Consider the following 24,244-nt stretch of genomic DNA (forward strand, 5'->3'; position numbering starts at 1 on the left):
GAGAGGAAATTACGAGCAAAGTAGGTGAAGTATCGAATAATATAGGTGTGATTTTTACTCTATTTGATGCTCCTTTGTAACATATCGCTGCCAATAAGCAATGAGCAGAGTGGTTAGAGGAAGTGCTATAATCAGTCCGATGAAGCCTAACAGCGCACCCCAAACCGATAATGACAGCAGCAGTATAGCAGGGTTCAGACCCATAGCCTTGCCCATTATCTTAGGTGTTACAATCATATCGGTTATAATCTGAACAACAATGAACAGACCGACTGCAAGTCCAAACACCATCCAGAAATTCTGTCCTGTGTCGGCAGCCTTTAGCATTGCCAGGAAGGCAGTTGGGATGATGGCGAATGTGTGCAGATATGGCACGAGGTCCATTACGCCAATCAGTATGCCCAAGCCAATGGCCATAGGGAAGTCCATTATGCTGAAGCCTATGCAGAACATTATGCCCATACACAGCGCCACAAGACTCTGGCCACGTATATAGTTGTTAAGCTCGCGTTCTACATCGCCTGCAAGCGCGTGCCAGAAAGGTCGGTTCTTCTTGGGGAATATCTTAATCCAGTTGGTTGTAAGAAATTCGTAGTCGAGCAGAATGAAGAACATATATAATAAGGTGATACACGAAGCCGCGACACTCATCACTACGGTTGCTGTTTGGCTTATGAATGCAAACACCTTAGGCATAGTGTTACGGAGAGTCTCCTTAAAGTCGCTACTCTTGAAGAACTGTTCTATATCTGTTTGGTTTCGCTCAAGCCATTGCTTTACAAGAGTGGTAAGGTCGTTGGTGTGTGTAGTTTGGTGCAGCCAATGCATAAGATAGCTATACAGTTTCTGAAACTGGTCTATCATAGGAGGTATTATGAAGTAAATCATAAGTCCGATGACGCTCAGTACAATCAGCATAGCAATGATGATGGCAAGAGCTCTAACCTTCACCTTCATACGGTATTGGATGAACTTTACCATAGGGTAGAGCAGATAGGCAAAGAGCCATGCAATGAAAAATGGCAGCAACACACCGCTAAGATAGTTTGTAATGTAGAGCACTGCCAGTACAAGCGAGCCAGAGCCGACCCACCTTACAAGTTTGTCGAATGTTATCTTTTGTTCTGCCATATTGTTGATTTTTTGTTGTGTAAATTGTATGCCCTTTTCACTCTTCACTTTTCACTTTTCACTTTTCACTCTTCGTTCTTCACTCTTCACTCTTCGTTCTTCACTCTATTATAGCATTCCCTGCACAACGGCTCATATTCGGTTTGTTCTCCAATGAGTACCTGATTGTCGTTGTGTACAAGACGGTGGCTAAGATAGGCAAGTGCACCACACTTTACGCATATAGCATGAACCTTTGTCACCTCATCAGCTATAGCACATAGCGAAGGAATAGGGCCAAATGGAGTGCCTTTGAAGTCCATGTCCAGACCAGCAATGATAACACGCACGCCATTATTGGCAAGAGTGTTGCAGATATCCACCAGCTCCATATCAAAGAACTGAGCCTCGTCGATGCCCACAACTTCTATATCGAATGTTCCATTGTCGTTGCGGCTCAAACTTGTCAGTATCTCGGCAGCCTTTGCTATCGGTGTCGACGGAATGGCATTGCGGTCGTGGCTCACTACATTCTTCTCAGAATAGCGCTTGTCTATCTGTGGCTTGAATATAACAACTCTCTGGCGCGCAAAGTTTGCACGCTTCATACGGCGTATCAATTCCTCGGTCTTGCCAGAGAACATCGATCCGCATATCACTTCTATTCTACCTTGGCGATGCTGCTCGCCCACTAAATTTACTGTCATGATAGGTGCAAAATTACAAAGACGTTTTAAAAATTGCAAAGAAACAGTCTGTTTTTTTGTTGTTCTTGATTAATATAGCTATATTTGTCGCCTAATATGGGTATATTGTACATTGTGCCCACTCCGGTGGGAAATATGGAGGACATGACAATGCGTGCCATCCGTATATTGAAAGAAGCCGACCTGGTGCTTGCAGAAGATACACGCACATCAGGCATATTGCTACAGCACTTCGGCATAAAGAACCGTCTTGCATCGCATCACAAGTTTAATGAGCACGGCACAAGTGCCTCTATTGTGGAGCGTCTTAAGGCGGGAGAAACCATTGCGCTTATAAGTGATGCAGGCACTCCAGGTATTAGCGACCCAGGATTCTTTCTATCTCGTGAGGCTGCTAAGGCAGGAATAACCGTGCAATGCTTGCCGGGAGCAACAGCTTTTGTTCCAGCTATAGTATCGTCGGGATTGCCTTGCAACCGTTTCTGCTTTGAGGGTTTTTTGCCACAGAAGAAGGGACGTCAGACTTTGCTTGATGCTTTGCGCATGGAGACTCGTACTATGATATTCTATGAGTCACCATATCGATTGGTAAAGACATTAGAGCAGTTTGCCTCTGTCTTTGGCGAAGATCGCCAAGCCAGCGTATGTCGCGAGATATCCAAAATACATGAGGAGAGTGTGCGAGGCTCTCTTAAAGAAATAATCAATCACTTTCAATCTACCGAACCACGTGGCGAGATAGTGATAGTGGTAGCAGGATGCGGCGAGGGCGAGATGTCGGCTCTTAAGGCATTGAAGGCACAAGCCAAGGAAAAGAAGCCCAAACTGAGCAACAAGGAACGCTATGCTATGCGCGAGGCGGCACCCGAAGAGTTCAAAAAGAAGAAGTTTAGGGATTCGGCAGAAAACGAAGAGTAGATGTTTGCAACCAAATTGTGACCATATACAATAGTAATAACTAATAAAAATCGGACAAATATGAAAAACGTTTCTTTTTTACTATTTGCATTGGCTTTAGCAGTGTTCGCTTCGTGCGGAGGTAGCCAAAAGAAGCCACAGACTGAGAACTTCGAGCAAAACGACTCGTTACAGAAGATTATCTCGCAGAAGGACAACGAAATCAATGACATGATGGAGACGTTCAACCAGATACAAGAGGGTTTGCGCGAGATTAACGAGGCTGAGAATAGAGTGAACATTGTAAAGGATGGCGAAGGTGCCAACAAGCGCCGCCAGATTGTAGAGAACATCCAGTTCATTCAGAGTACAATGAAGCAGAACCGCGCTCTTATAGAGAAGTTGCGTCAGCAGATGCGCGAGTCGAGTGTTAAGGGCGATCAGTTGCGCAAAAGTATAGAAGACCTTGTTAAGCAGCTTGACAGTAAGGATCAGGAATTGCGCCAACTACGTGCCGAGCTTGATGCTAAGGATATCCATATTGCCGAACTCGACAAGACAGTAAATTCGCTTAACGACAATGTGTCTTCATTGCAGACAGAATCGTCTAAGAAGACAGAGACCATTAATGCTCAAGACAAGCAGCTCAATACCGCATGGTATGTGTTTGGTACAAAGAAGGAACTTAAGAACCAACACATTATAGACGGTTCGCATGTTCTGGAGTCGAACTTCAACAAGAACTACTTCACCAAGATAGATATCCGTATAGAGAAGGAGGTAAAGCTCTATTCTAAGTCGGCTAAGATATTGACCATGCATCCGTCAAGCTCGTACACATTGCAGCGTGACGCCAACAAGATGTATGTGCTTCGCATCAACAACCCGCAGTTGTTCTGGTCTACAAGCAAGTATCTTGTTATTCAGGTTAAGTAAATATATATAAGCGTTAGCTTTAATGAGCTAACATATGAGGGTGTGTCAAAATAGGAGTTAACGGAAGTTTGGGCTTCGCCCGAAGTTAACGGAAGTTAGCGGACATATGTATAAATTGCTGAAAATAAAGCATTTGTCTGTTAACTCCCATCCATCGTAGATGGATTAACTTCTTCTTAACTTCCTCTAACTCCTATTTTGACACACCCTCATATTGTATTCGGTAAAAGGTAGAATATACGTTAGGCTTAATTGTATTTTTTACTTAACAGCCTCTACAGTATATCCCTTGTTCTGCAACAGTTTCAATACACCTTTATCACCCGGCAGATGACCAGCGCCTACAACAAACAATGTTGGAGCTGTCTTCATAATGGCAGGCATGCGGCTTGCCCAATCAACATTGCGGTTGTCTATTAGCTTAGCTGTCTCGTCAGGTGTGGCATCACATGTAGTGTTAAACTTCTCGTTCATAACATCAAGCAATCCTTTTAGATCCTGTGCATAATAAGCCTTAGCCATACGCTCGGTAAGCTGTGCATAATAGTCAAGATTGTTAAGGAAGCAGTCGAGTTGTTCAATCTGTCGCTTAAGAGGTGTGCCGTAAAGAAGGTTGGCTTGGAACGAAAGAGTCTCAAGTCCATCTACTTTCTCATTGTTTTGTTTTGCTTGCTTCTGGAAGTACTGGTCGATAAGGTTGGTAGGATCAAACTCGCCCATATGTGCCTTCATATACTGCAACACTTGCAACTGAGTAAGCAGAGTGGCAGGTGACAATTGTCCCATCTGCTGAGCCACCATAGGATTGCTTAGTCCAACACCCATAAAGTCGACCAATACAGCATCAAGCTTCTTATACTGATCGGCTGTGAGTACAGTCTTTAATGTCTTGCCCTCAGGCAGGAGCATATGTTTTTGCATCACCTGCATACTGTCAGGATTAAGCATAAAATCAAAATTCAACTCACCATAAACCTGGTCGGTAGAGTCGAGAGCCTGACGTACGCCATTAATCCCTTCGGCAAATGGAGAGTTGGCAAGATGGAAAGTACCGAACACATAAGAAGGCTTCTTAAGGTCGGCACCCGATACACGATAAAGCAACTGTGCATTGGCGCAAACACCAGAAGCCAACGCAAATAAGAGTGAAATTAAGATTTTCTTCATATTATTTATTGTTAAATGACCGTCAAAGTTTTGTACTAAGAATGTTTTTACGTATTTTTGCAAATGCGTCACACATATTATAATATTATGACGCAATATCTATATAATTAACTACATTAAATCTGATTTATTTTAAAAACAAGCTATAAAATGAACAATCTCAACCAAATTATCAGCCATTTCAACATTAAAGGCACCGTTTCTGAAGTTAAGCCGTTGGGCAATGGACTCATTAACGACACTTACAAAGTGAACACCGTTGAGCCAGATGCACCCGACTATGTTTTGCAGCGCATCAACGACTCTATATTTACTGATGTAGACCTCTTGCAGCATAATATCTATGAGGTAACTACACACATCCGCGAGCAGCTTGAGAAGGAAGGTGCCGACGACATCGACCGTCGTGTATTGACTTTCGTAAAGGCCGACAACGACAAAACATATATTAAGACCGAGGACGGCACGTTCTGGCGTATGTCTATCTTTATTCCTGATGCCATCACTGTAGAGACAGTTAACCCAGAGTATTCATATCATGCAGGTAAGGCATTTGGTAAGTTTGAGGCTCAGGTTGCAGATATTACCGACCGTCTTGGCGAGACAATACCTAACTTCCATAATATGGAGTTGCGTCGCGACCAATTGCGTCAGGCAGTAAAGGAAGACCGTGCCGGACGTGTAGCTGGTGTTAAAGACTTTATTGATGAACTTGAGAAGTATAGCGAGGAGATGTGCCTTGGCGAGCGTCTTTTCCGTGAAGGCAAACTTAAGAAGCATGTTTGCCATTGCGATACAAAGGTGAATAACATGATGTTTGATAAGGATGGCCGTGTGCTCTGCGTTATCGACCTCGATACTGTTATGCCATCGCTCTTTGTTAGCGATTATGGTGACTTCTTGCGCACTGGTGCCAATACTATTGCCGAGGATTCGCCTGAGTTTGACAAGATAGACTTTCGTATGGATATCTTCGAAGCTTTCACACGTGGATACATTGAGTCGGCTTCGTCATTCCTTACACCTCTCGAGATTTCGCTTCTTCCTTACGCTGCTGAATTGTTCCCATATATGCAGGCAGTACGATTCCTTTGGGACTATCTCAATGGCGACCACTATTGGAAGTGCAAGTATCCTGAGCACAACCTCGTACGTGCCAAGAACCAGTGGCATCTCTTCCTCAAGGCTAAGGAGCACGAGGCTGAGATGAAGAAATTTATCGAAGGACTGAATGCATAATATACCTATTATATATTAATGTCATACGATAAACAAATTAACGGTCATTACACGAGCTATTAATTCTCGGGTAATGACCGTTTATTTTATTTGTCGAGTAATGACCATTAATTGTTACTTGTCTTATACCTCTTTTCTAATAAATTACTGCTATATAAACAACTTTTTTCTTGGGTTTTGTTTGCAAAAATACAACTTTTTGCCAATAAAATCAATAGATATTTGCAACTTTTTGCCAATAAATATTATTAATAAACAAATAAACGGTCATTACACAAGCTATTAATTCTCGTGTAATGACCGTTTATTTATGCTGATACTCCAGCTTATTTCAGCTTGTATACCTTAGTCTGACCAGCGTATATGCCTGTGCCTGTAAAGTCGCACATCTGCTTAACAGCCTTTTTAAGGCTACCCTTAAGCTTAATCTCCACGTTTATAGGTTCCTGCTTCTGTGCCGGATCAGCCACATGCAGCGTTACGTTGCCATTGTTGTGGCGACGCACCATAACAATACAAGGCTTGTCGACAGTAAGTGTAATGTTGCGTGCATTGAGAGTAGAAGGCTTGTGGAATACAGCCTGCCATATGCCGAGATCAGTCTGCTCAACCGCCTGAATGTCGGTAGTGTTGCTTAGTATATTGACATGCTGTTTCTTGCAGTAGGCATCAAGAGACTTTGCATCGCCAGCCTCAGGCACTACGATGTAGGCATATGAGGCATCTGCAGGCTTAATGCCGTGGTCAAGAGATAGAGCTAAAACCTGAAAAGTTTCCTCACGGTTAGGCATACTGCGGTTAATATCCTTCCAGTTGCCTTTTTGTGTATCGAAGTCGAGCATCACATTGCCACCATTAGGAAAAACATAACCAGTGCCGTCGTGGCTAACCCAGTTGATGTTAGAAGCCTTGATGTGGTCGCCATCTTTAGCTGTTACCACCTTATTGCCCTCAGCATAAAGCACGGCGTCGGTCTTTTGTGCAAGACGCTGGTTTAGTGTAGTAAGTACCGTGTTGTCGTTAGTCGATGTAATGCCAGATCCAAGACACACAATCTCGTTGTCGAAGAAGAACCATGCCTTCTTTGCTTTTGTATTAATGCCAGCCCAAGTATCATCGTAGGCGTAAGCTGTAGCACCGTAGATAGAATCGGTAACACCACCAGCAAACTGTGATGTTCCCTCCTGTTGCCAATCGTGTTGTGCAAGTGGCACTTCAGGCATTTGTGGTGCTGTGGTACCTGGTATACGTGTCCAATTCCATGCAGGGAATATATTGAAGTATTCATCTCCATTCTTCACCAAAGCGTTGCAGCCGTCTGACACAAAGTAGGTCTTAAGGTTCTCCTTATTGCCATACTCAAGACGAGAAGTGCGGTTGGACACCATTCGCACATCAAAAGTGTATCCCTTGCGCACATGCATTGTATAGTCGGCGCGGAAGTAATGGTTGTGCGTAGGTTTTACTGCATACGATGCAGGTTGCTTACCAGTAAGACGCTCTACAATCTGCTTAAACTCATCGGCATGCGTAGGGTCGAGCTTTATCATTCGGCGTGCAAATATTGCCATGCGACTTTTGTTTAGCGTGTTAACGCGGCTCATACTGCGGCCCATAACATCATACAGCATATACTTGCCACGTATAGAGGGGTAATAAGTCTCGCGCATAAAGTGGCTCAATAGCTGCACCTTGTCGTTATCCAAAGCATATTGAGTGCCAAGAGCGTACATAGCCACCTGGGTTACACCCTTTAATATCTCGTCGCCATATCCGCCAATGTATAGCTGTGTGCCATGTTGAAAGTAAGAGCCATCGTGCTGAAAACCCTCTTTTGTGGTATAGCGTATGGGGTCGAATACCAATTGCATAGCCTTCTGCATATCTTTCTCGTTGCGCTCAAGGCACGAACGGTAAATCCAGTGAAGGCATATATCTGTGCGGTTGGCACCAGTCCATTTTGCTGGATCACCTCCATCTGTAAGCATACGCTTAAGTATGGCAGCCTCAAGTTCTTGAGGTACTTGCTTTTTTCCAGCGCGCATCTGTATTAGAATAATGCCAAGAGCCTGAGGCTCGGCTATTTGGTTGAACCACCAGTTCTTACAGTTAGGGTTGGTGTCCTGCCAAAATTGCAGCGCTTTGATGATGTTATCGGCAAGCGTCTCATCTTCAAAGTGCTTGTTCTTTTCGTTTACATATGCTGCAGCCCAATCTTCAAGTCGCTCAAGATGCTTTTGTGGTGGCCAGTTAGTTATGTCGTTACGCGAGTAGTCGATATCGCTAAACGAACCCTTCTCGGCATCATACAGTTTAAGCCACTTCTCCACATTAGGATTGCGGCGTGAGTCTTTGCGTATGCGTTTCATAAAGGTGTCGAAGTCGTCGGCAGCCGATATTTGTAGGCAACATACAAGTGCAAACATCAGCGTCAATATATGACGCATTGTAAATTTAATGGTTTTTGTCATAGTAGAATGTTTTGTTTTAGTCTTAAGTATTCTATTTATTTTTTTCAGTTTCATCAGTATCGTTTGCCGTGTCTTGGGTTGTTGTGGTAGGCATCTTATGCGAGTTGCGCTCAACGAAACGCTGCAACTGGTATATCTTTATTGCATTGAGCATTTCTACGACTCCATACACAATCATGGTCCAGCCTATTACAAACAGCGGTGCCGAGGCAATGCTTGTAGGCGATATTATGGCAATAAGACCCACCAAAAGCGTAAGGGCGGGCATTACCCAAAAGTATAAGCCTATGTGAGCAATGCGTGAGGCTGCTATGAGATTAACAAACTGGCTCACCGCTCCTAATATAAGGATAGCGGCAAGCAGATACATAAGGTAGCTCACAAAAGCCATGGGCATAATAGTAAGTATAATGCCAAGTATAAGGCTACCTAATCCTACGATGGGGAATACCGGACGTGTGACCGTAAGCTTGCGGCCGTCAGCATCGTATACCTCAATGTCCGACTTCTTACCGCGTGCTACAAAGTATGTGGCACACGAGAATACTCCCGACACGAAGAACAATACGCCAATGGCTATTGTAATCCACTCTACTGTCTGCTCGCGATATTTAACGAGCAACGCTCCGACTGCTATAGCGCACAGTGCTCGGAGCAAAGAACTTGCTAAGGTTTTCATAATACCAACAAATATATACATTATTATTTATATGAACAACAAAGGTTGCGTTTTTTTTGACTTATTGACAGTTTTGAGTCTTATAGGGATTTTCCCCATGTGTTTAGGGAAAATCCTTTTGTTGTGTTGTTATGTATTGCTAACTTTGCAAGTGTAAAGAAACAACATTATACGTCGAACAAATAAAACAACGATATTATGAAAAGGTTTATATCTATAATGGCTTTGTTGTTTACGCTTACGTTTACGGCAAATGCAATGAGTTACGAGCAGGCTCGCCAGCAGGCTCTGTTTCTCACCGACAAGATGGCATATGAGCTTAATATGACTGATGCCCAGTATGAGGCTGCTTATGAGATAAACCTCGACTATCTGATGAGTGTCAATACAGTAGACGACCTCTATGGCTCTTACTGGCGCTATCGCAACCTCGACTTAAGCTACATTCTGCTCGATTGGCAGTACCGTGCTTTCTGCGATGCAGCCTACTTCTATCGTCCTCTCTACTATAGTGGAGGCTATTGGCGATTTGGTATATACGCACGTTATCCGTATCGTGACTATTTCTACTTTAGTCGTCCGCGTGTATATGTAAGCTATTGCGGAGGCCATTCTTGGCATCACAATAACGGTCGTTCATGGTATCATGGACGTGACTTCAAGCCACGTCATGGCAAAAATTATTTCGGTATGCGTGATGGCTTCGACCGTGGTGATTATGGACGTGGCAATCGTCAGAGTTTTGGCAATCGTCCTGCTGGAATGGTTAAGCAGAACAATAACAATAGCTTTGGCAATCGCAATAATGGTAATAACGGCAATCGTGGCAACGGAAGCTTTGGCAATCGTGGCAACGGAAGCTTTGGCAATCGCAATAATGCCCCGAATGTAAATAATGGCTATAACGGTTATCGCAATGGAGGTGCAGTGGGCGATCGTGTCAATTCTATGAGAAATGGTAATGGTTCGTTTGGAACGCGCGAAAGCAGTACACGTACAACTGTAAGACAACAGTCTACTTATGAGTCGCCACGTACTAACAGCAGTCCTCGTCCAACATTCACACCGCGTTATAGTCAGCCTTCATCATCATTTGGAAGCAGTAGAGGCGGTTCATTTGGTTCAGGTCGTAGCAGTGGCACATTTAGTTCACCTTCACGTGGCAACTCTTCAGGTGGCAATGCACCGTCAAGAGGCTCGTTTGGCAGTCGCAGATAAAAGTAACAACACTAATATATAATTGGCAACAATAAGTGATGATTAATGTATAAATAACGAATAAAAGCAATGATTGAACGATTGGTATGATATATAGATATTAATAGTAGTTGTCAATAGATACATTAATAGGTAGAAATGGTTAAAAGATTTATCAGGATTTAAATTCAAATCAATTCTTTTATGCGTTAAGTGCGGACTTCTGCAAAGCAGGGTCCGCACTTTTTTAATGCTAATAGGTACGGCATTCTTATCCGTACCAATCTATAGAGTAAGTTCTTTTATAATGACAGTCGTCTTATTTCGGCGTTGTCCATCTTCTTTATGTCTCTCATTTCTTTGCCGTAGAATACAGCCTGTATAGCCTTGTTTATAATGCCGTGTCCCACAGCAGCCACCGTCTTTCCGTCGTAGTTGCGTCGTATATAGTCTATAAACTTGGCTGCTCGTTGCAACATATCGTCTTGCGACTCGATGTCGTCAGTCCATTTGGCATCTTTAAGGTCGGGTATGAATCGGCCAGTAAAGCTGCCCCAGTCGCGCTCGCGTAACAATTTAGTTTGGTCGATAGCTGCAAGAGCCTTGTCTTTGTCGCCGTTGAAATGTGGAGCGGCAATCTCTATACACGTATCAACAGCACGCTTTAAGTCGCTCGACACAAAGGCGTCAATATGCATATGTGCAAGTTGTTTGCCAAGCAAACGTGCCTGTTCTACACCGTTGTCAGTCAATCTGCCAGGTGTTTGACCTTGCATTATGCGGTTCACATTGTCCACGGTTTCACCGTGTCTAATAAGTAGTAGGTTGCAAGACATATTATAAGATGTTTATTTATTATTGGCTGCCATTCGTTTCCACTTGAGGTAACCCATGACAGCAATTACAGTATACAGGCCATACAGACCGGCTTTGAAGGGTATGCCCTTTATTATGTACAGATAGAAGCATATGGCATCAACTGCAATCCAGAAGAGCCATTGCTCCACATACTTGCGTGCCAAAGCCCAGAGTCCAACAAAACTCATGGCATTGGTGAATGCATCGAGCAGTGGAACGGTAGAGTTGGTAAACTCCTTAAGCACATAATAGGTGACGCCCCATGCCACAGCAAAGAATACGAATGCAGGCAGATAGAGCGACTTGCGCATATGTGTTACAGGCAATGGTTGTTTGTCTGTCTGTCCTTGTTTCTTGCCAAACTGCCAAACAGCATAGCCATATACAGCTGCAAGGGTGTAGTATACAGCCATGCCAGCATCGCCATACAGACCGTGTGTCCAATACAGGTAGATGTCGAGTGCAGGCATGATAATGCCTACAATCCATAAGGCAATACTCGCACGATACTCGAGCACAAGGTATATTATGCCGAGTATCGTGGTGAATATGTCGAGCCAATGTTGTGATATGAACTCTGTCATAAGTATGTTGTTAGAACTTCAGACTGACATGACCCATGCAGTTGAATCCAGCCATTGGTATGTAAGCCAGTGTAGACGAGCGTTTGCCGTCGTTGTACCAATCGTAGTATACATAGCCAGATGCAGCGTAGTGGCGGTTGAATATATTATTGAAGTCAGCACCAAGTACAATCTGCTTCAAGCCGAGTATGTCCTTGCAAAGATTCAATGTATATGTAGCATTGATATCGGTCTGCGAGAAACATGGCAGCTGTCGGTCTGTGCTCTGCGAGTTGTCCAAATATTGGCTGCTTACAAAGTTAGTATGCCATGTGAAACGTAAACCTGCGAAGTGTATATCAGCAAATCCGTTGAGTATGGCCGATGGCGAATATGCAAGCGTAGAGTTGTCGTAATGGTTGTGTACGGTATAGCTGCCGTCAGCCTCTGCATTCCAGCTCACCACACACTCGTCAAAGTTCTTAATCTTGTTGCGGCTCAATGCTGCATTGCCCTCAAACGAAATCCAAGGCAATGGATTCCATCCAGCAGTCAGTTCAGCTCCCATGCGGTAGCTGCTCTTAACGTTTGTAGTAAGAGCCTCGCCTATATCACTCTTTGCACCAGTCTGTACAAACTGGTTAAAGTAGTCCATATAGTAGAAGTTTACACCTGCATACCAGTGCTTGCCTTGGTACTGATAACCCCATTCAAGGTCTAGTAGACGCTCTGGTTTAGGTGTAGGATAGTTGCCGTTGTCAGTAAAGTTGTTGCGTTCAGGCTCGCGGTTGGCATAAGCCAATGATGCGTAAGCCTTATGACCGTTAGCTGTATAGCTTATGCCAGCCTTAGGATTTACGAAGAAATAGTTCTTGTCTATATCGAGTCTGTGCTGCTCGTAGTATTTCTTGCCATCCTTCTTGGTCTTGATAAACTTGTCGTTCACACCGTCTGTAGTATAGTTTACACAGCGCATCTGCAAGTCGGCAAAAACATTCCAGTTAGAAGCGAATGTATAGTTGGCTTTTACAAACCAGCTATAATCGTTTTTGTCGGCATCCGAGTCATAGTACTTATACTTGCCGTTCTTTAGATATTGCTTCTCCACATCCTCGTTGGCAATATAGGTAAGGTATCCCCAGTGGTTGCAACGGAAAAGCTGCATGCTTAAACCGCCAATGACATCCCAAGCCTCGTCCTTGTAGTTAATGTTGTACAGGGCACCATAGTTGTTCTGTGTAAGTCCCTTCTTGCGTACAACCTCCGACTTGATGAGGTTGCCCTCGTTGTCATAAATATTAAGTCCATACTTCTTACCCAGCTCGCTCTCGGGTTTAAACTCCTTGTAGTAGCCGCGTCCGTAGGTATAGTGGGCTGTAAGACTGTGGCTCCAGTGCTCGCTTGGCTGCCATGTGAAGTTTAGTATGTTGTGGTTCTGGTAGAAGTTGTCGGTAGTCTTATCCCAATACGATCCGTCGCGCAGTTGATACCTCTTTGTAGTAAACTTGCCGCCTTCTGTCTCAGGGAATATAAGCTCCTCGTATAGCGAGTTAAACTTGCCGAGTCCGTTGTTGTACATGTCGCGGTAGTTCATCATGCCATAGTTGCGCAGACTTGTATCGCCATCATAGTTGCAAGCAGCCACACCATTCCAAGCCTGACCAGTCTTCTCGAAGTTGCCAATGTTCTTGTACGAAATCTTGAATTTGTTGCCAAGCCAAGTCAGTCCGCCATAATAAGAACCCGAACGTCCTGATGTGCCATGTATAAATCCGTCTGTATTTGTTTCATGATAAGCACCGTCGAATATAAGGTGGTTTTTGATGAGGCCCGTAGAGAAGTTTACGCCCGTGTTCCATGTATTAAAAGTTCCATACGACCCCGTTAGCTCTACAGTAGGTATAAGTGATGGAGCTGCAGTAGCAAGCGATATGCTGCCGCCGAAGGCTCCATCGCCATTGGTAGATGTTCCGATACCACGCTGAATCTGTACGCTGCCAGCAAGGGCAGCATAGCTGTTCATGTTTGCCCAAAATACGCATTGGTCTTCTGGCGAGTTCAATGGCACACCGTCAACAGTAACGTTGATACGGCTTCCAGCTGCGCCACGCATACGCATGTATGTCGTACCTGTACCAACTCCATTCTCGCTCCATGCAATAACGCCTGGTGTGCGTGCGAAAAGGAATGGCAATTCTCTGCCAGTTGTAGCAAACTGCTTCAACTCTTGTTTCTTGATGTTGGCTACTGCGAATGGTGATGTCTTGGGGGCTCTCACAGCCTTAACCACCACTTCATTGATGTTCTGCACTTTTGTTGTGTCGAGCTTGGTCTGCGCAATTGTTGCCAATGGGCATGCAATTGCGGCAGTCATAGCTGCACTAATAATCTTTTTCATGCTTTTGTTGTTATACCTGATATAAATATATAAAAGGGGTGACTTGCAAAGTTATAGCTTTTTAACAAAATCAGCAAACTTATTCGGCTTTTTTGATGGTGTATTCCATATTTCCTCATTTTTAACCATTACGGGATGAAAGTTGCTGACAAGTTTTCAGTATCTTTGCATTATGAAATTAAGCATTGCAAACATTATGGCAGCAGCGTTCATGTCGCTTGCTGTCTCTACAGCCACTTACGCCGGCAACAAGGCACGTGGCACAGTGAAGATAAGAATGATAGAGACGACCGACGTGCATGGCCGTTTCTTTCCTTACGACTTTATCCGTCAGCAACCCGTAGGTGGCTCGCTTGCAAGAGTGTCGTCGTATGTCGACTCATTGCGTACAATCTATGGCGACCGTCTGTTGCTTATGGATGCAGGCGACGTGTTGCAGGGTCAGCCCATGGTTACATATTATAATTATGTACGTACCGATACCGAGAACATAGCCTCGTCGGTTAGCAACTACATGCGTTACGATGTGCATACAATGGGCAACCACGATGTAGAGACTGGTCATGCCGTGTACGACAAGTGGGTTAAGGAGCTTGATTGTCCTATGCTTGGTGCCAACATCACCAATACCGCTACCTCGCAGCCTTATTACAAGCCGTATGTGGTGTTCAATCGTGATGGTGTGAAGATTGCCGTTATTGGACTTATTACACCTGGTGTACCGTCTTGGCTATCGGAGACATTATGGAGCGGAATGCATTTTGAGGATGCCGTTGAGTCGGCTCAAAAGTGGATTGATATAGTTAAGAAGAACGAGCGTCCCGATATCATTGTCGGACTCTTCCACACTGGCATACACGACCATAGCAAGACCAATGGCAACCTAAACGACGCTACCATTGAGATAGCGCGCCGTGTGCCAGGCTTTGATGTTATATTCTATGGTCACGACCACGCTGTACACTACGAGGAAGTAAAGAGCAGCGATGGCTCTACAACCATCATTGTCAACCCAGCCAATAATGCCATGAATGTGGCTGATGCCGAGTTTGTGGTTGACAAGAAGAGCAAGAAGGTTAGCGTAAACATTGTAGACATATCGCAGAAGAAGGTGGACGAGGCTTATATGAAGGCTTTCGCTAATCAGATAGACGAGGTTAAGCGATATGTAAACACCGAGGTGGGCAGTTTCGTATCGTCTATGACATCGCGCGATTGCTACTTTGGCAACAGTTCTTTGGTCGACTTCATCCATGACGTTATGCTTTCGGTTAGCCATGCAGATGTGTCGTTTGCCAGTCCATTGTCGTTTGATGTAACCGTAAAGGCTGGTGCGGCAACACTCAGCGATATGTACAAACTGTACAGTTATGAGAACGAGTTGTGCGTTGTCGACCTCACGGGCAAGGAAATAAAGAGTTATCTTGAGAATAGTTATGAGCGTTGGACCAACACAATGACATCTCCCGACGATCATCTGTTGCGTTTAAACACCGGCGATGCAGGTCGTGACAAGTTCTTTGGACTTGCCACTCCGTTCTACAATCTTGATAGCGCAGCCGGAATAAACTATATTGTGGATGTAACCAAGCCTGCCGGACAGCGCATAACAATAACAAGTATGGCAGACGGAACACCGTTTGACGAGTCGCACCATTATCGTGTGGCTGTCAACAGCTATCGTGCTGCAGGCGGTGGTGGATTGCTTACCAATGGAGCTGGTATAGAGAAAGCCCAGCTAGAGAGTCGTATTGTTTGGCGTGGCGACCACACTCTGCGCGACTATATAATAGAATATGTACGCACAAAGGGTAATGTAGATGTTGCTCCACATAGCAACTGGCGCTTCGTTCCATCAGAATGGACAGATGCCGCAGCCAAGCGTGATAGAGCGTTGTTGTTTCCTAACGAACAATAGGTAATGTGTGGAATTATTCCACACATGTTCCACAGGTTTCCACGCTTTTAAGATATGGCACGCTTCTGTACAAAATAACTATACGGTCTGATAATCAGTAAGTTATGATAATGTTGTAAAAAGTTGGCACGCCCATTGCATTTTATATGGCGTAAACAATTAACATTAACAACTTAAAAATATAAAGATTATGAAAAAGTTATTTTTTGCAGCTATAGCAGCTATGGTGATGGTATCAGTAAGCAGTGTATTCGCAAACAGCGCTAAGTCAGAAATGGGTCTTGTAATGGCAACCGACTCTACCGAGAACGATACAATTGCACCGGCAGAACAGCCTGCTCAGGAGCCTACTCAAGAACCAACCGACTCAACAGCCAAGTTGAACCCAAGTTCAGACGAGACTGCATGGTTGATGTCAACCGATTCTACACAGGTTGATTCTTCTTCGGTAGACTCAGCAAGCTTGGTCTAATAGACCCAAGGAAAAGGACAATTCGCATTTTTCCTGACATATTTAGTAGTACACAGCTGCAGCCTGTATCGTCTTGTTTCGACAAGAAGATACAGGCTGTTTGATTTTTAACATAATAAGACTTAAACCTTTTGCATATCTCGTATATTTTGTCGTATTTTGCATCCTCAATCCTGAACCGTTATGAATAAGTCGAGAGCCAAAATAGCAATCATCAAAATAATAATAGGTTATGCCTTGCTTGCCATTGTACTTTTGTCGGCCACGTTGATGGCCTACGACAACACACGCTCGTTGTCGGGCATCAATCAAGCATCCGAACAACTTATGGCGCGTCGCGATTTGGTCGACTCGCTTGTGGCATCTATGTTCGAGACTGCAAATGCCGAACGTTCGGTGCTGCTTGGAGATGTAGACGAGTGGCGTTACTTTGATGAGGCACTCAATAGTTCAAAAGACAAATTGCGCAGGTTGCGTCCTTTTATAGCCGATTCGTTAAAACGTTGTCGTATCGACTCACTCACTCTCTTGCTCGATGCCAAACGCGAGAACACGTTGCTTGTCCTTGCCGAAATGGGCAAGGATCAGCGCGACATATACTATAATAATAAGGTGGAAGCATTGCACAGCGGACGCGACTCGGTTGTAATCCATCCTAAAACATCGGGCCGAAACGAACAGCACGAGACTGTATACGAGATTGTGAAGAGCAGACGCGGATTCTTCAGACGTCTTGGCGACGCTTTCCGCCGTCAACATTCCGACACTATAGGCGTTACGCAGATTGCTCGACAGCAACCAACAGACACAATAAACCACCGGCTAAACATTGCTGACAGCGTAGCTAATGCCCTTGCGCAGATACGCAATGAGGAGCAACGTGCCAATAACCGTCAACAGATAGTGATAGCCAACCGCAATGAGAGGCTGCAACGTGTTAGTATTTTGCTAGCACGAAGAACAAGCGAACTGCTTGAGGATATTCAGACCGACGAGCACAAAGCCATGCGCAAGGCTGTGGACCAGACTGTCAGCTCGCACCGTCTTATCATCGTAAAGATATTTGCCTTCGGCTTGCTTGCCATAATCCTTGCTGCCATACTGGTTGTGAATATTTTGCGCGACATACGACGTGAGCGACGTGACCGCGACCGTATTGTGGCTGCAAAGGCCGAGACAGAGCGAATAATGCAGCAACGCGAGCGACTTTTGCTCACCATTACCCACGATATCAAGGCTCCGGCAGCTTCAATTGCCGGCTTCATAAGCTTGCTTTCCGACTATGTAGACCGTCCTAAAGCCGTTGACTATCTGCATAATATTGAGCACTCGGCACAGCATCTGCTGCAACTTGTAACGTCCTTGCTCGACTATCATCAACTGGAGAATGGCAAGGCAGAGGCACATTTGTCGAGCTTCGAACCTGCATCGCTTGTTGGAGGATGCGTGGCTGAATTGCAACCTTTGGCAATGGCAAAGCACCTTGAGCTTAATGGCGACATACGTATATCGCCTAAAACAATGTGCCGTTCAGATGTTTCGCGCCTTAAACAAGTGGTAAACAATTTGGTAAGCAACGCAATAAAGTATACCGACCAAGGCTCGATAACCGTAACCTCAGTACTTAATGGCAACCGATTGATTATAAGTGTGGTTGATACAGGATGTGGAATGACCGACGATGAGCAGCAACGTATATTCAATGCTTTTACACGTCTGCCCGGTGCGCAAGGTAAGGAGGGTGTGGGGCTTGGACTGTCTATAACCCGCGAGATTGTGCAATTGCTTGATGGCAGTATAAGGGTTAACTCGCAAAAGGGTAGGGGAACCAAGTTTATCGTAACAATTCCTGTAGAAATGGTAAAGGAGAGTGTGGAGAATAGTTGCTTGCCCCCAACCGACACCCGCTCTACAATCGACAATGCACCTACTGCCAGCCTTGCTGTACTTGTTATCGACGACGACCAGTTGCAAATACAGTTGCTGCGTGAGATGTTGTCGCGCATTGGTGGATTGCGTCTTGACGTGGCTACAACCACACATGCCGACGAGGCTTTGCTACTTGCACAGAAGCTAAAACCTCAACTTGTATTCACCGACATCGAGATGCCCGAGATAAATGGTACTGAGATGATGCGCCGTTTACGTGGCATTGCCGACAATGGGAATACTACTATGAAGTTTGTGGCAATGACAGCCCACGAGCCAAGCATATTGCCACAACTGCGCAATGAGGGATTCGATGCTTGTCTGTTCAAGCCATTTTCATTGCAAACACTTGCTGCCACGATTAGTCAGACAACTGGTATTCTTGTACGTCCTGATGATGTGCCAGCCGAAGCGCACGAAGAAGACACAGCTGCCGAAGCCGATGTCTTGCACAACGTGATAATGCAGTTTGCAGATGGTGATACCGAAGCCGCCAACCAAATAGCCGACAGCATACGCAGTTCGGTAGCCGAGTATCTGGAGTTGCTTGCCACTACGTCGGATATTGAGCATGTGTCGAGGGCTGCCCATAAGGCTATGCCGTTGCTCGAGATGTTGCAGCCGGGCGAAAACGAATGGCTTACACCCATAATTCCCGAGCATATAGGCAGCACAAGCAAGGAGAATATTGCCAATATTGCCTTGCGCCTTGCCGACAAACTGAGGGATATCTTGCGCTCATTGCAAGTTTAATATGCAGATAACGGTGTTTGGTAAGTGGAAAATGACTAACTTTGCATTGACAAACAAAACATTCGTAGATATATGCCACATATATTAATAGTAGAAGACGATATTGCTTTTGGCACCATGTTGCAGACTTGGTTGCGCAAGAAAGGATTTGAGGTAGACAAGGCTACATCTGTGGGCGCGGCAGTAAAACTGCTTGTGGACAACGCGGCCGACCTTGTGCTGTCCGACTTACGATTGCCCGACCATGATGGATTGCGTCTGCTGAAATGGATGCGCGACCACGACAACAATGCTCCATTTATTGTGATGACCAATTATGCCGAAGTGCAGAATGCCGTGCTTGCAATGAAGTCGGGTGCTGCCGACTATATAGCAAAGCCTGTACAGCCCGACATCTTGTTGCAGAAGATAAAGGATGCCCTTTCAGCAGCAAATGCACAGCCGGTACAGACGGTTGCCACGCCTGCCGCACCTGACAAACCGGTACGCAACAATCCAGTCAAGAGCCAGAAACGTGAAGATTCGCCGCGCTATATAGAAGGCAAGAGCGAGGCTTCAAGACAACTATACAGCTATGTGGAACTTGTTGCCCCGACGCCGATGTCTGTGCTCATCCTTGGTGCATCTGGCACTGGCAAGGAGTATGTGGCACGCAGAATACACGAATTAAGTCAGCGTCACGACCGTCCATTCTTTGCTCTCGACTGTGGAGCAATACCACGCGACGTGGCGGCATCCGAATTCTTTGGTCATAAGAAGGGTGCCTTCACAGGTGCCGATACCGACAAACGTGGCGCTTTTGAGATGGCTAATGGTGGCACTCTATTCCTTGACGAGGTGGGCAATCTTAGCTACGACGTGCAGGTGCAATTGCTTCGCGCTCTGCAGGAACGTCGTATCCGACCCGTAGGAGGTACAGAAGAAATACCTATAGACATACGTCTGGTGTGCGCCACTAACGAGAATCTGGCTGAGGCTGTTGCTGATGGAGGATTCCGCGAAGACCTATACCATCGCATCAACGAGTTTACTATATACATGCCAAAGCTGTCAGAACGTGGCACCGACCTTTTCCTCTTTGCCGACCTATTTGTGCGTCATGCCAACGAGGAACTCGACCGCGATGTGGAAGGATTCGATTCGGCTGCTGCCGAGATGCTTGCCTCGCACCCCTGGACAGGCAATTTGCGCGAGCTTAACAATGTGGTAAAGCGTGCTGTATTGCTGACACGTGGCAAATATATTACGCCACTTGAACTGTCGCAAGCCATGCCTCCGTCTCAGCCAGAGCCTACAATGGCGCTGCACGACGAAGATAGCGAGCGTTCGCGAATAGTTGCTGCCCTAAGACAGACCAATGGCAACAAGGCTGCCGCTGCACGCTTGCTGGGTATAGACCGTAAGACTATATACAACAAAATAGAGCGATTGGGCATTTAGCTCTCAATCGCTCTTTTTATTTCTGTTGTTTTACTTCAAAAAGTATATAATATTATTTGCCCATTTAATATAATATACTTTGCCATTTAATATAATATACTTTGTCATTTAATATAATATACTTTGCCATTTAATATATGCTCATTCTGAATCTGAAGTTATAGCGTTATTTCTCCCGATCCATAGCAACGGTGATGCTTCTCGTCGTACACCACACAGAACTGGCCTGGCGCTACGCCATGTATTGGTTGTTCGGCATGTACGGCAAGTCGTCCGTCTTCCAGTTGCTCAATAGTGCCTGGCAAATAGCCTGGTGTATGTCTAATCTTAAACGTTATGTGCTGCATAGGCACCTCGCATGTTAGATAGTGGAAGTCGTGTATAATGAAGTCCTGCTTATAGGCTGTCTGCGGGTCGTATCCATGGCTCACATACAGAATATTGTTGGCTACATCTTTCTTAATAACAAACCACGGACCGCCGCCAAAGCCAAGACCCTTGCGTTGACCAATGGTGTGAAACCACAGTCCACGATGCTTGCCAATACATTTGCCCGTTTCCATCTCCACCACATCTCCAGGCTGCTCGCCAAGGTATCTGCGTATGTATTCGTTGTAGTTAATCTGTCCTAAGAAGCAGATGCCTTGCGAATCCTTGCGTTTAGCATTAATAAGATGCTCGCGTTCGGCAATTTCGCGCACCTCGTTCTTCTCGTAATGTCCTATAGGAAACAGAGCCTTCTTAAGCTGCCAGTCGTATATCTGAGCCAGAAAATCGGTTTGATCCTTTACTGGGTCTGGACTTGTAACGAGCCATTTGCGACCATCGTTGTCCACTTCGGTCTGTGCATAATGGCCCGTGGCTATAAGGTCGTAGTCGTGTCCACGCTTTTCGTGAAAGGCACCAAACTTGATTAGTCGGTTGCACATCACATCTGGGTTGGGTGTGAAACCCGCCTTAACCTTCTCCATTGTATAACGTGTCACCTGATCCCAATATTCGTGGTGGCAGTCTACCACCTCAAGCTTACAACCAAATCTATTTGCAACAGCCGTAGCCATTTCAAGGTCTTCCTCGCTTGTGCAGTCCCACTCTTCTTGCTCTTCAGGACCTATCTTTATATAGAAACAGTCGGGATTCAGTCCAAGTTGTGCCAATTCGTATACAACTACCGAACTGTCAACTCCACCTGACAAAAGCACAGCTATGCGCTTGTCTTTCAAATCAGTATCTAAAATATTTCCGTTCATATTTGCAAATGTAGTGTAAATATCTGAAAATACATAAACAAAAACATTAAAATATACTATTATAATTTCGTTTTTAATAAACTTTGCTGTAACTTTGCAGCGTGTTAAAACGTGTAGGTGTAAAACACCTGTGTACAGACATACTTAAAAAATATATTCCTAAACAAACAATCTATGAAAAAGTTAAAGCTTTTTAGTATTGCTTTTGCTGCTCTCATGTCTTTGGGCACAATGACAGCAAACGCACAATCGCTCTCGCCATCTACCAAGTGGCATTGGAACAAGGGCAAAATCGTAATTGAAACTCCTGAGCGTCCAGCAGGTCAGAAAGACGTGTTGAGCCTTGCATTGCCTAAGATGAAGACTGTTCGCATTGGTCTTGTAGGTCTTGGTATGCGTGGTCCTGGTGCTGTAGAGAACTTCAGCCTTATACCTGGTGTTGAGGTAGTGGCTCTTTGCGACTTTGAGAAAGATCGTGCTGTAAAGCAGAACGAGCGTCTGCGCAAGCGTGGTCTTGCACCTGCAGCTGTATATTATGGCGAGAACGGATACAAGGAGTTGTGCAAGCGTCCTGATATCGACCTTGTATATATTGCAACCGACTGGGAACACCATGCTATCGTAGCCAAGTGTGCTCTTGAGAATGGTAAGAATGTTGCCGATGAGGTGCCTTCTGCAATGAACCTGCAGGAGTGCTGGGAGCTTGTAGATCTTGCCGAGCAGAAGCAACTCAACTGTATGATTCTTGAGAACTGCTGCTACGACTGGTTCGAGATGCGCACTCTTAATATGGCACAGCACGGTGTCTTTGGCGAGATATTGCGTGCACAGGGTGCTTATATCCACAATCTTAGCGACTTCTGGGACTATTACTGGAAGAATCCTAACGGTTCGGACCCCGAACAGCTAGGCTGGCGTTTGAAGTATAACCGCGAGAACCGTGGCGATATATACGCTACTCACGGCCTTGGCCCAGTTGCTCAGGCTCTTAACATCCACCGTGGCGACCGTATGACATCGCTCGTGGCTATGGATACAAAGAGTGTTCAGGGCAAGGAGCTTGTTGAGGCTAAGACAGGTAAGCCATGCAACGACTTCCGCAATGGCGACCACACAACAACTCTTATCCAGACTGCCGACCGCAAGGTTATTGAGTTGCAGCACGATGTTATGAATCCTCAGCCATACAGCCGTCTATATCAGCTCACTGGTACTAAGGGTTTTGCCAACAAGTATCCTATCGAGGGCTATGCTGTTGACGCTAAGCAGCTAAAGGCTACCGGCAACGCTCCTAAGGTAGACAACCTTACATCTCACGAGTTTATGCCTGACGATCAGCGCAAGGCCCTTGAGGAGAAGTACGAAAGCCCAATACTTAAGAAGTTTGGCAAGCTTGCCAAGGAAGTAGGTGGCCATGGCGGTATGGACTTTATTATGTGTGCCCGCCTTATCTACTGTCTGCAGAATGGTTTGCCTCTTGATATGGACGTTTACGACCTTGCTGAGTGGTGCTGTATTGCCGAGCTTGGCGCTATCTCAATGGATAATGAGAGCGCTCCTGTTACATTCCCTGACTTCACACGTGGTCTTTGGAACAAGGAGAAGGGTTATAAGCATGCTTACGCTACTGCCGAGCAGGAGGCTGCATCAGAGGCTGTTGCCAACGCCTTTACCAAGGCTTACAAGGAAGCTACAGCCAAGTTCAAGCTTTGGGATCTTTACGACAAAGTACTGAATGCTAAGAACGACGCCGCACAGAAGAAGGCTCAGGCTGCTCTCAACAAGGCTAAGGCTAAGGCTATGGCTCAGGTTGCCAAGGCTGTAAAGTAATGAAGGAGAATCGCATAATGCAAGATATGGCCAGATAGGGTCAATCGTTATTTTGACGATGTTTACAAAAAAAAGTGAAGTAGGCTTCAATACCTTTGAAGCCTACTTCACTTTTTTTCACTTTTGTAGTGGATTAACGAGTATATATGTATTAACATTTGCTCTCCTTTTTTTCTAAAAACTTTGGCGTTTTTATTGAATGTAAACGATGGCTTCCTCAAACTGATTATTGTAGGGGATAGATATCATTCGGGGTATAATGAAGAGGGTATTCTGATGATGAGCCTCTACGATTTCCTCTTGGGTAAGGGAGGCTAAGAATAGATGGACTTGAAGAAAATATCAAGAGTTCTATATTAGTGCAAATTAAGCATGTTGAAACATGCTTCTTGTGTGCCTTCACATTCATCTTTTTCGCCTTTGTATCAAA

The 24,244-nt window shown here is 45.1% G+C and carries 18 protein-coding genes; 9 read left to right on the plus strand and 9 right to left on the minus strand.

The genetic code is table 11. From position 1 onward, the window contains the following. Positions 1–54: 54 nt before the first annotated feature. A complete protein-coding gene (locus tag C9991_RS05825; protein ID WP_106811615.1) occupies positions 55–1,131 on the minus strand; it encodes an AI-2E family transporter in 1,077 nt (358 codons plus the stop codon). An 86-nt stretch (positions 1,132–1,217) separates the two neighbouring features. Continuing rightward, positions 1,218–1,817 carry a thymidine kinase gene (locus C9991_RS05830; protein WP_106811616.1) on the minus strand — a complete coding sequence of 200 codons (600 nt, stop codon included), beginning with the start codon at positions 1,815–1,817 and terminating at the stop codon, positions 1,218–1,220. A gap of 96 nt (positions 1,818–1,913) precedes the next feature. Here C9991_RS05830 and rsmI point away from each other — a divergent pair, with 96 nt between their 5' ends. Further along, positions 1,914–2,735, plus strand: coding sequence for a 16S rRNA (cytidine(1402)-2'-O)-methyltransferase (gene rsmI, locus C9991_RS05835; protein ID WP_106811617.1), 822 nt, complete (start codon positions 1,914–1,916; stop codon positions 2,733–2,735). Between the two features lie 60 nt (positions 2,736–2,795). Continuing rightward, positions 2,796–3,650 (plus strand): Cbp1 family collagen-binding glycoprotein adhesin, encoded by an 855-nt coding sequence (locus C9991_RS05840; RefSeq protein ID WP_106811618.1) that lies wholly within the window; start codon positions 2,796–2,798, stop codon positions 3,648–3,650. Positions 3,651–3,911: 261 nt separating this feature from the next. Here the strand turns inward: C9991_RS05840 and C9991_RS05845 are convergent, their stop codons facing one another. Further along, positions 3,912–4,817 (minus strand): TraB/GumN family protein, encoded by a 906-nt coding sequence (locus tag C9991_RS05845; protein WP_106811619.1) that lies wholly within the window; start codon positions 4,815–4,817, stop codon positions 3,912–3,914. A gap of 150 nt (positions 4,818–4,967) precedes the next feature. Here C9991_RS05845 and C9991_RS05850 point away from each other — a divergent pair, with 150 nt between their 5' ends. Further along, the gene (locus C9991_RS05850) at positions 4,968–6,056 is read left to right on the plus strand and encodes a phosphotransferase enzyme family protein (RefSeq protein ID WP_106811620.1); all 1,089 of its coding nucleotides are present in this window, start codon (positions 4,968–4,970) and stop codon (positions 6,054–6,056) included. A gap of 326 nt (positions 6,057–6,382) precedes the next feature. Here the strand turns inward: C9991_RS05850 and C9991_RS05855 are convergent, their stop codons facing one another. Then, positions 6,383–8,527 (minus strand): polysaccharide lyase 8 family protein, encoded by a 2,145-nt coding sequence (locus C9991_RS05855; protein ID WP_232823247.1) that lies wholly within the window; start codon positions 8,525–8,527, stop codon positions 6,383–6,385. Positions 8,528–8,558: 31 nt separating this feature from the next. Further along, positions 8,559–9,206, minus strand: coding sequence for an HdeD family acid-resistance protein (locus tag C9991_RS05860; protein WP_106811765.1), 648 nt, complete (start codon positions 9,204–9,206; stop codon positions 8,559–8,561). Positions 9,207–9,404: 198 nt separating this feature from the next. Between C9991_RS05860 and C9991_RS05865 the strand changes: the two genes are divergently transcribed. Continuing rightward, positions 9,405–10,424 (plus strand): hypothetical protein, encoded by a 1,020-nt coding sequence (locus C9991_RS05865; RefSeq protein ID WP_106811621.1) that lies wholly within the window; start codon positions 9,405–9,407, stop codon positions 10,422–10,424. A 281-nt stretch (positions 10,425–10,705) separates the two neighbouring features. Here the strand turns inward: C9991_RS05865 and C9991_RS05870 are convergent, their stop codons facing one another. Genes C9991_RS05870 through C9991_RS05880 form a run of 3 tightly spaced genes read right to left on the minus strand, consistent with a single transcriptional unit; the run spans position 10,706 to position 14,222 of the window. Then, positions 10,706–11,239, minus strand: a complete 534-nt coding sequence (locus C9991_RS05870) for a histidine phosphatase family protein (RefSeq protein WP_106811622.1) — start codon at positions 11,237–11,239, stop codon at positions 10,706–10,708. Between the two features lie 12 nt (positions 11,240–11,251). Continuing rightward, positions 11,252–11,845 (minus strand): nicotinamide riboside transporter PnuC, encoded by a 594-nt coding sequence (gene pnuC, locus C9991_RS05875; protein ID WP_106811623.1) that lies wholly within the window; start codon positions 11,843–11,845, stop codon positions 11,252–11,254. 10 nt (positions 11,846–11,855) lie between these two features. Then, positions 11,856–14,222: a TonB-dependent receptor gene (locus C9991_RS05880; RefSeq protein WP_106811624.1), complete on the minus strand. Its 2,367-nt coding sequence runs from the start codon at positions 14,220–14,222 to the stop codon at positions 11,856–11,858. Between the two features lie 172 nt (positions 14,223–14,394). On the opposite strand from C9991_RS05880, the gene C9991_RS05885 reads away from it, so the two are divergent. From C9991_RS05885 to C9991_RS05900, 4 genes are all read left to right on the plus strand, one after another. Further along, positions 14,395–16,140, plus strand: a complete 1,746-nt coding sequence (locus C9991_RS05885; protein ID WP_232823248.1) for a bifunctional metallophosphatase/5'-nucleotidase — start codon at positions 14,395–14,397, stop codon at positions 16,138–16,140. A 190-nt stretch (positions 16,141–16,330) separates the two neighbouring features. Further along, entirely contained in the window at positions 16,331–16,612 is a 282-nt protein-coding gene (locus tag C9991_RS05890; protein ID WP_157949373.1) for a hypothetical protein, read from the plus strand. Between the two features lie 183 nt (positions 16,613–16,795). Next, on the plus strand, positions 16,796–19,294 hold the full coding sequence (locus C9991_RS05895) for an ATP-binding response regulator (RefSeq protein WP_106811626.1): 2,499 nt from the start codon (positions 16,796–16,798) through the stop codon (positions 19,292–19,294). A 72-nt stretch (positions 19,295–19,366) separates the two neighbouring features. Further along, positions 19,367–20,734, plus strand: a complete 1,368-nt coding sequence (locus C9991_RS05900; protein ID WP_106811627.1) for a sigma-54-dependent transcriptional regulator — start codon at positions 19,367–19,369, stop codon at positions 20,732–20,734. A gap of 158 nt (positions 20,735–20,892) precedes the next feature. Here C9991_RS05900 and mnmA read toward each other — a convergent pair whose 3' ends face one another. Then, a complete protein-coding gene (gene mnmA / locus C9991_RS05905) occupies positions 20,893–21,984 on the minus strand; it encodes a tRNA 2-thiouridine(34) synthase MnmA (protein WP_438269187.1) in 1,092 nt (363 codons plus the stop codon). A 174-nt stretch (positions 21,985–22,158) separates the two neighbouring features. On the opposite strand from mnmA, the gene C9991_RS05910 reads away from it, so the two are divergent. Next, positions 22,159–23,814, plus strand: a complete 1,656-nt coding sequence (locus tag C9991_RS05910) for a Gfo/Idh/MocA family protein (RefSeq protein WP_106811628.1) — start codon at positions 22,159–22,161, stop codon at positions 23,812–23,814. Positions 23,815–24,244 lie beyond the last annotated feature (430 nt).

The organism is Prevotella merdae (genome assembly GCF_900290275.1).
Classification (GTDB): Bacteria; Bacteroidota; Bacteroidia; order Bacteroidales; family Bacteroidaceae; genus Prevotella; species Prevotella merdae.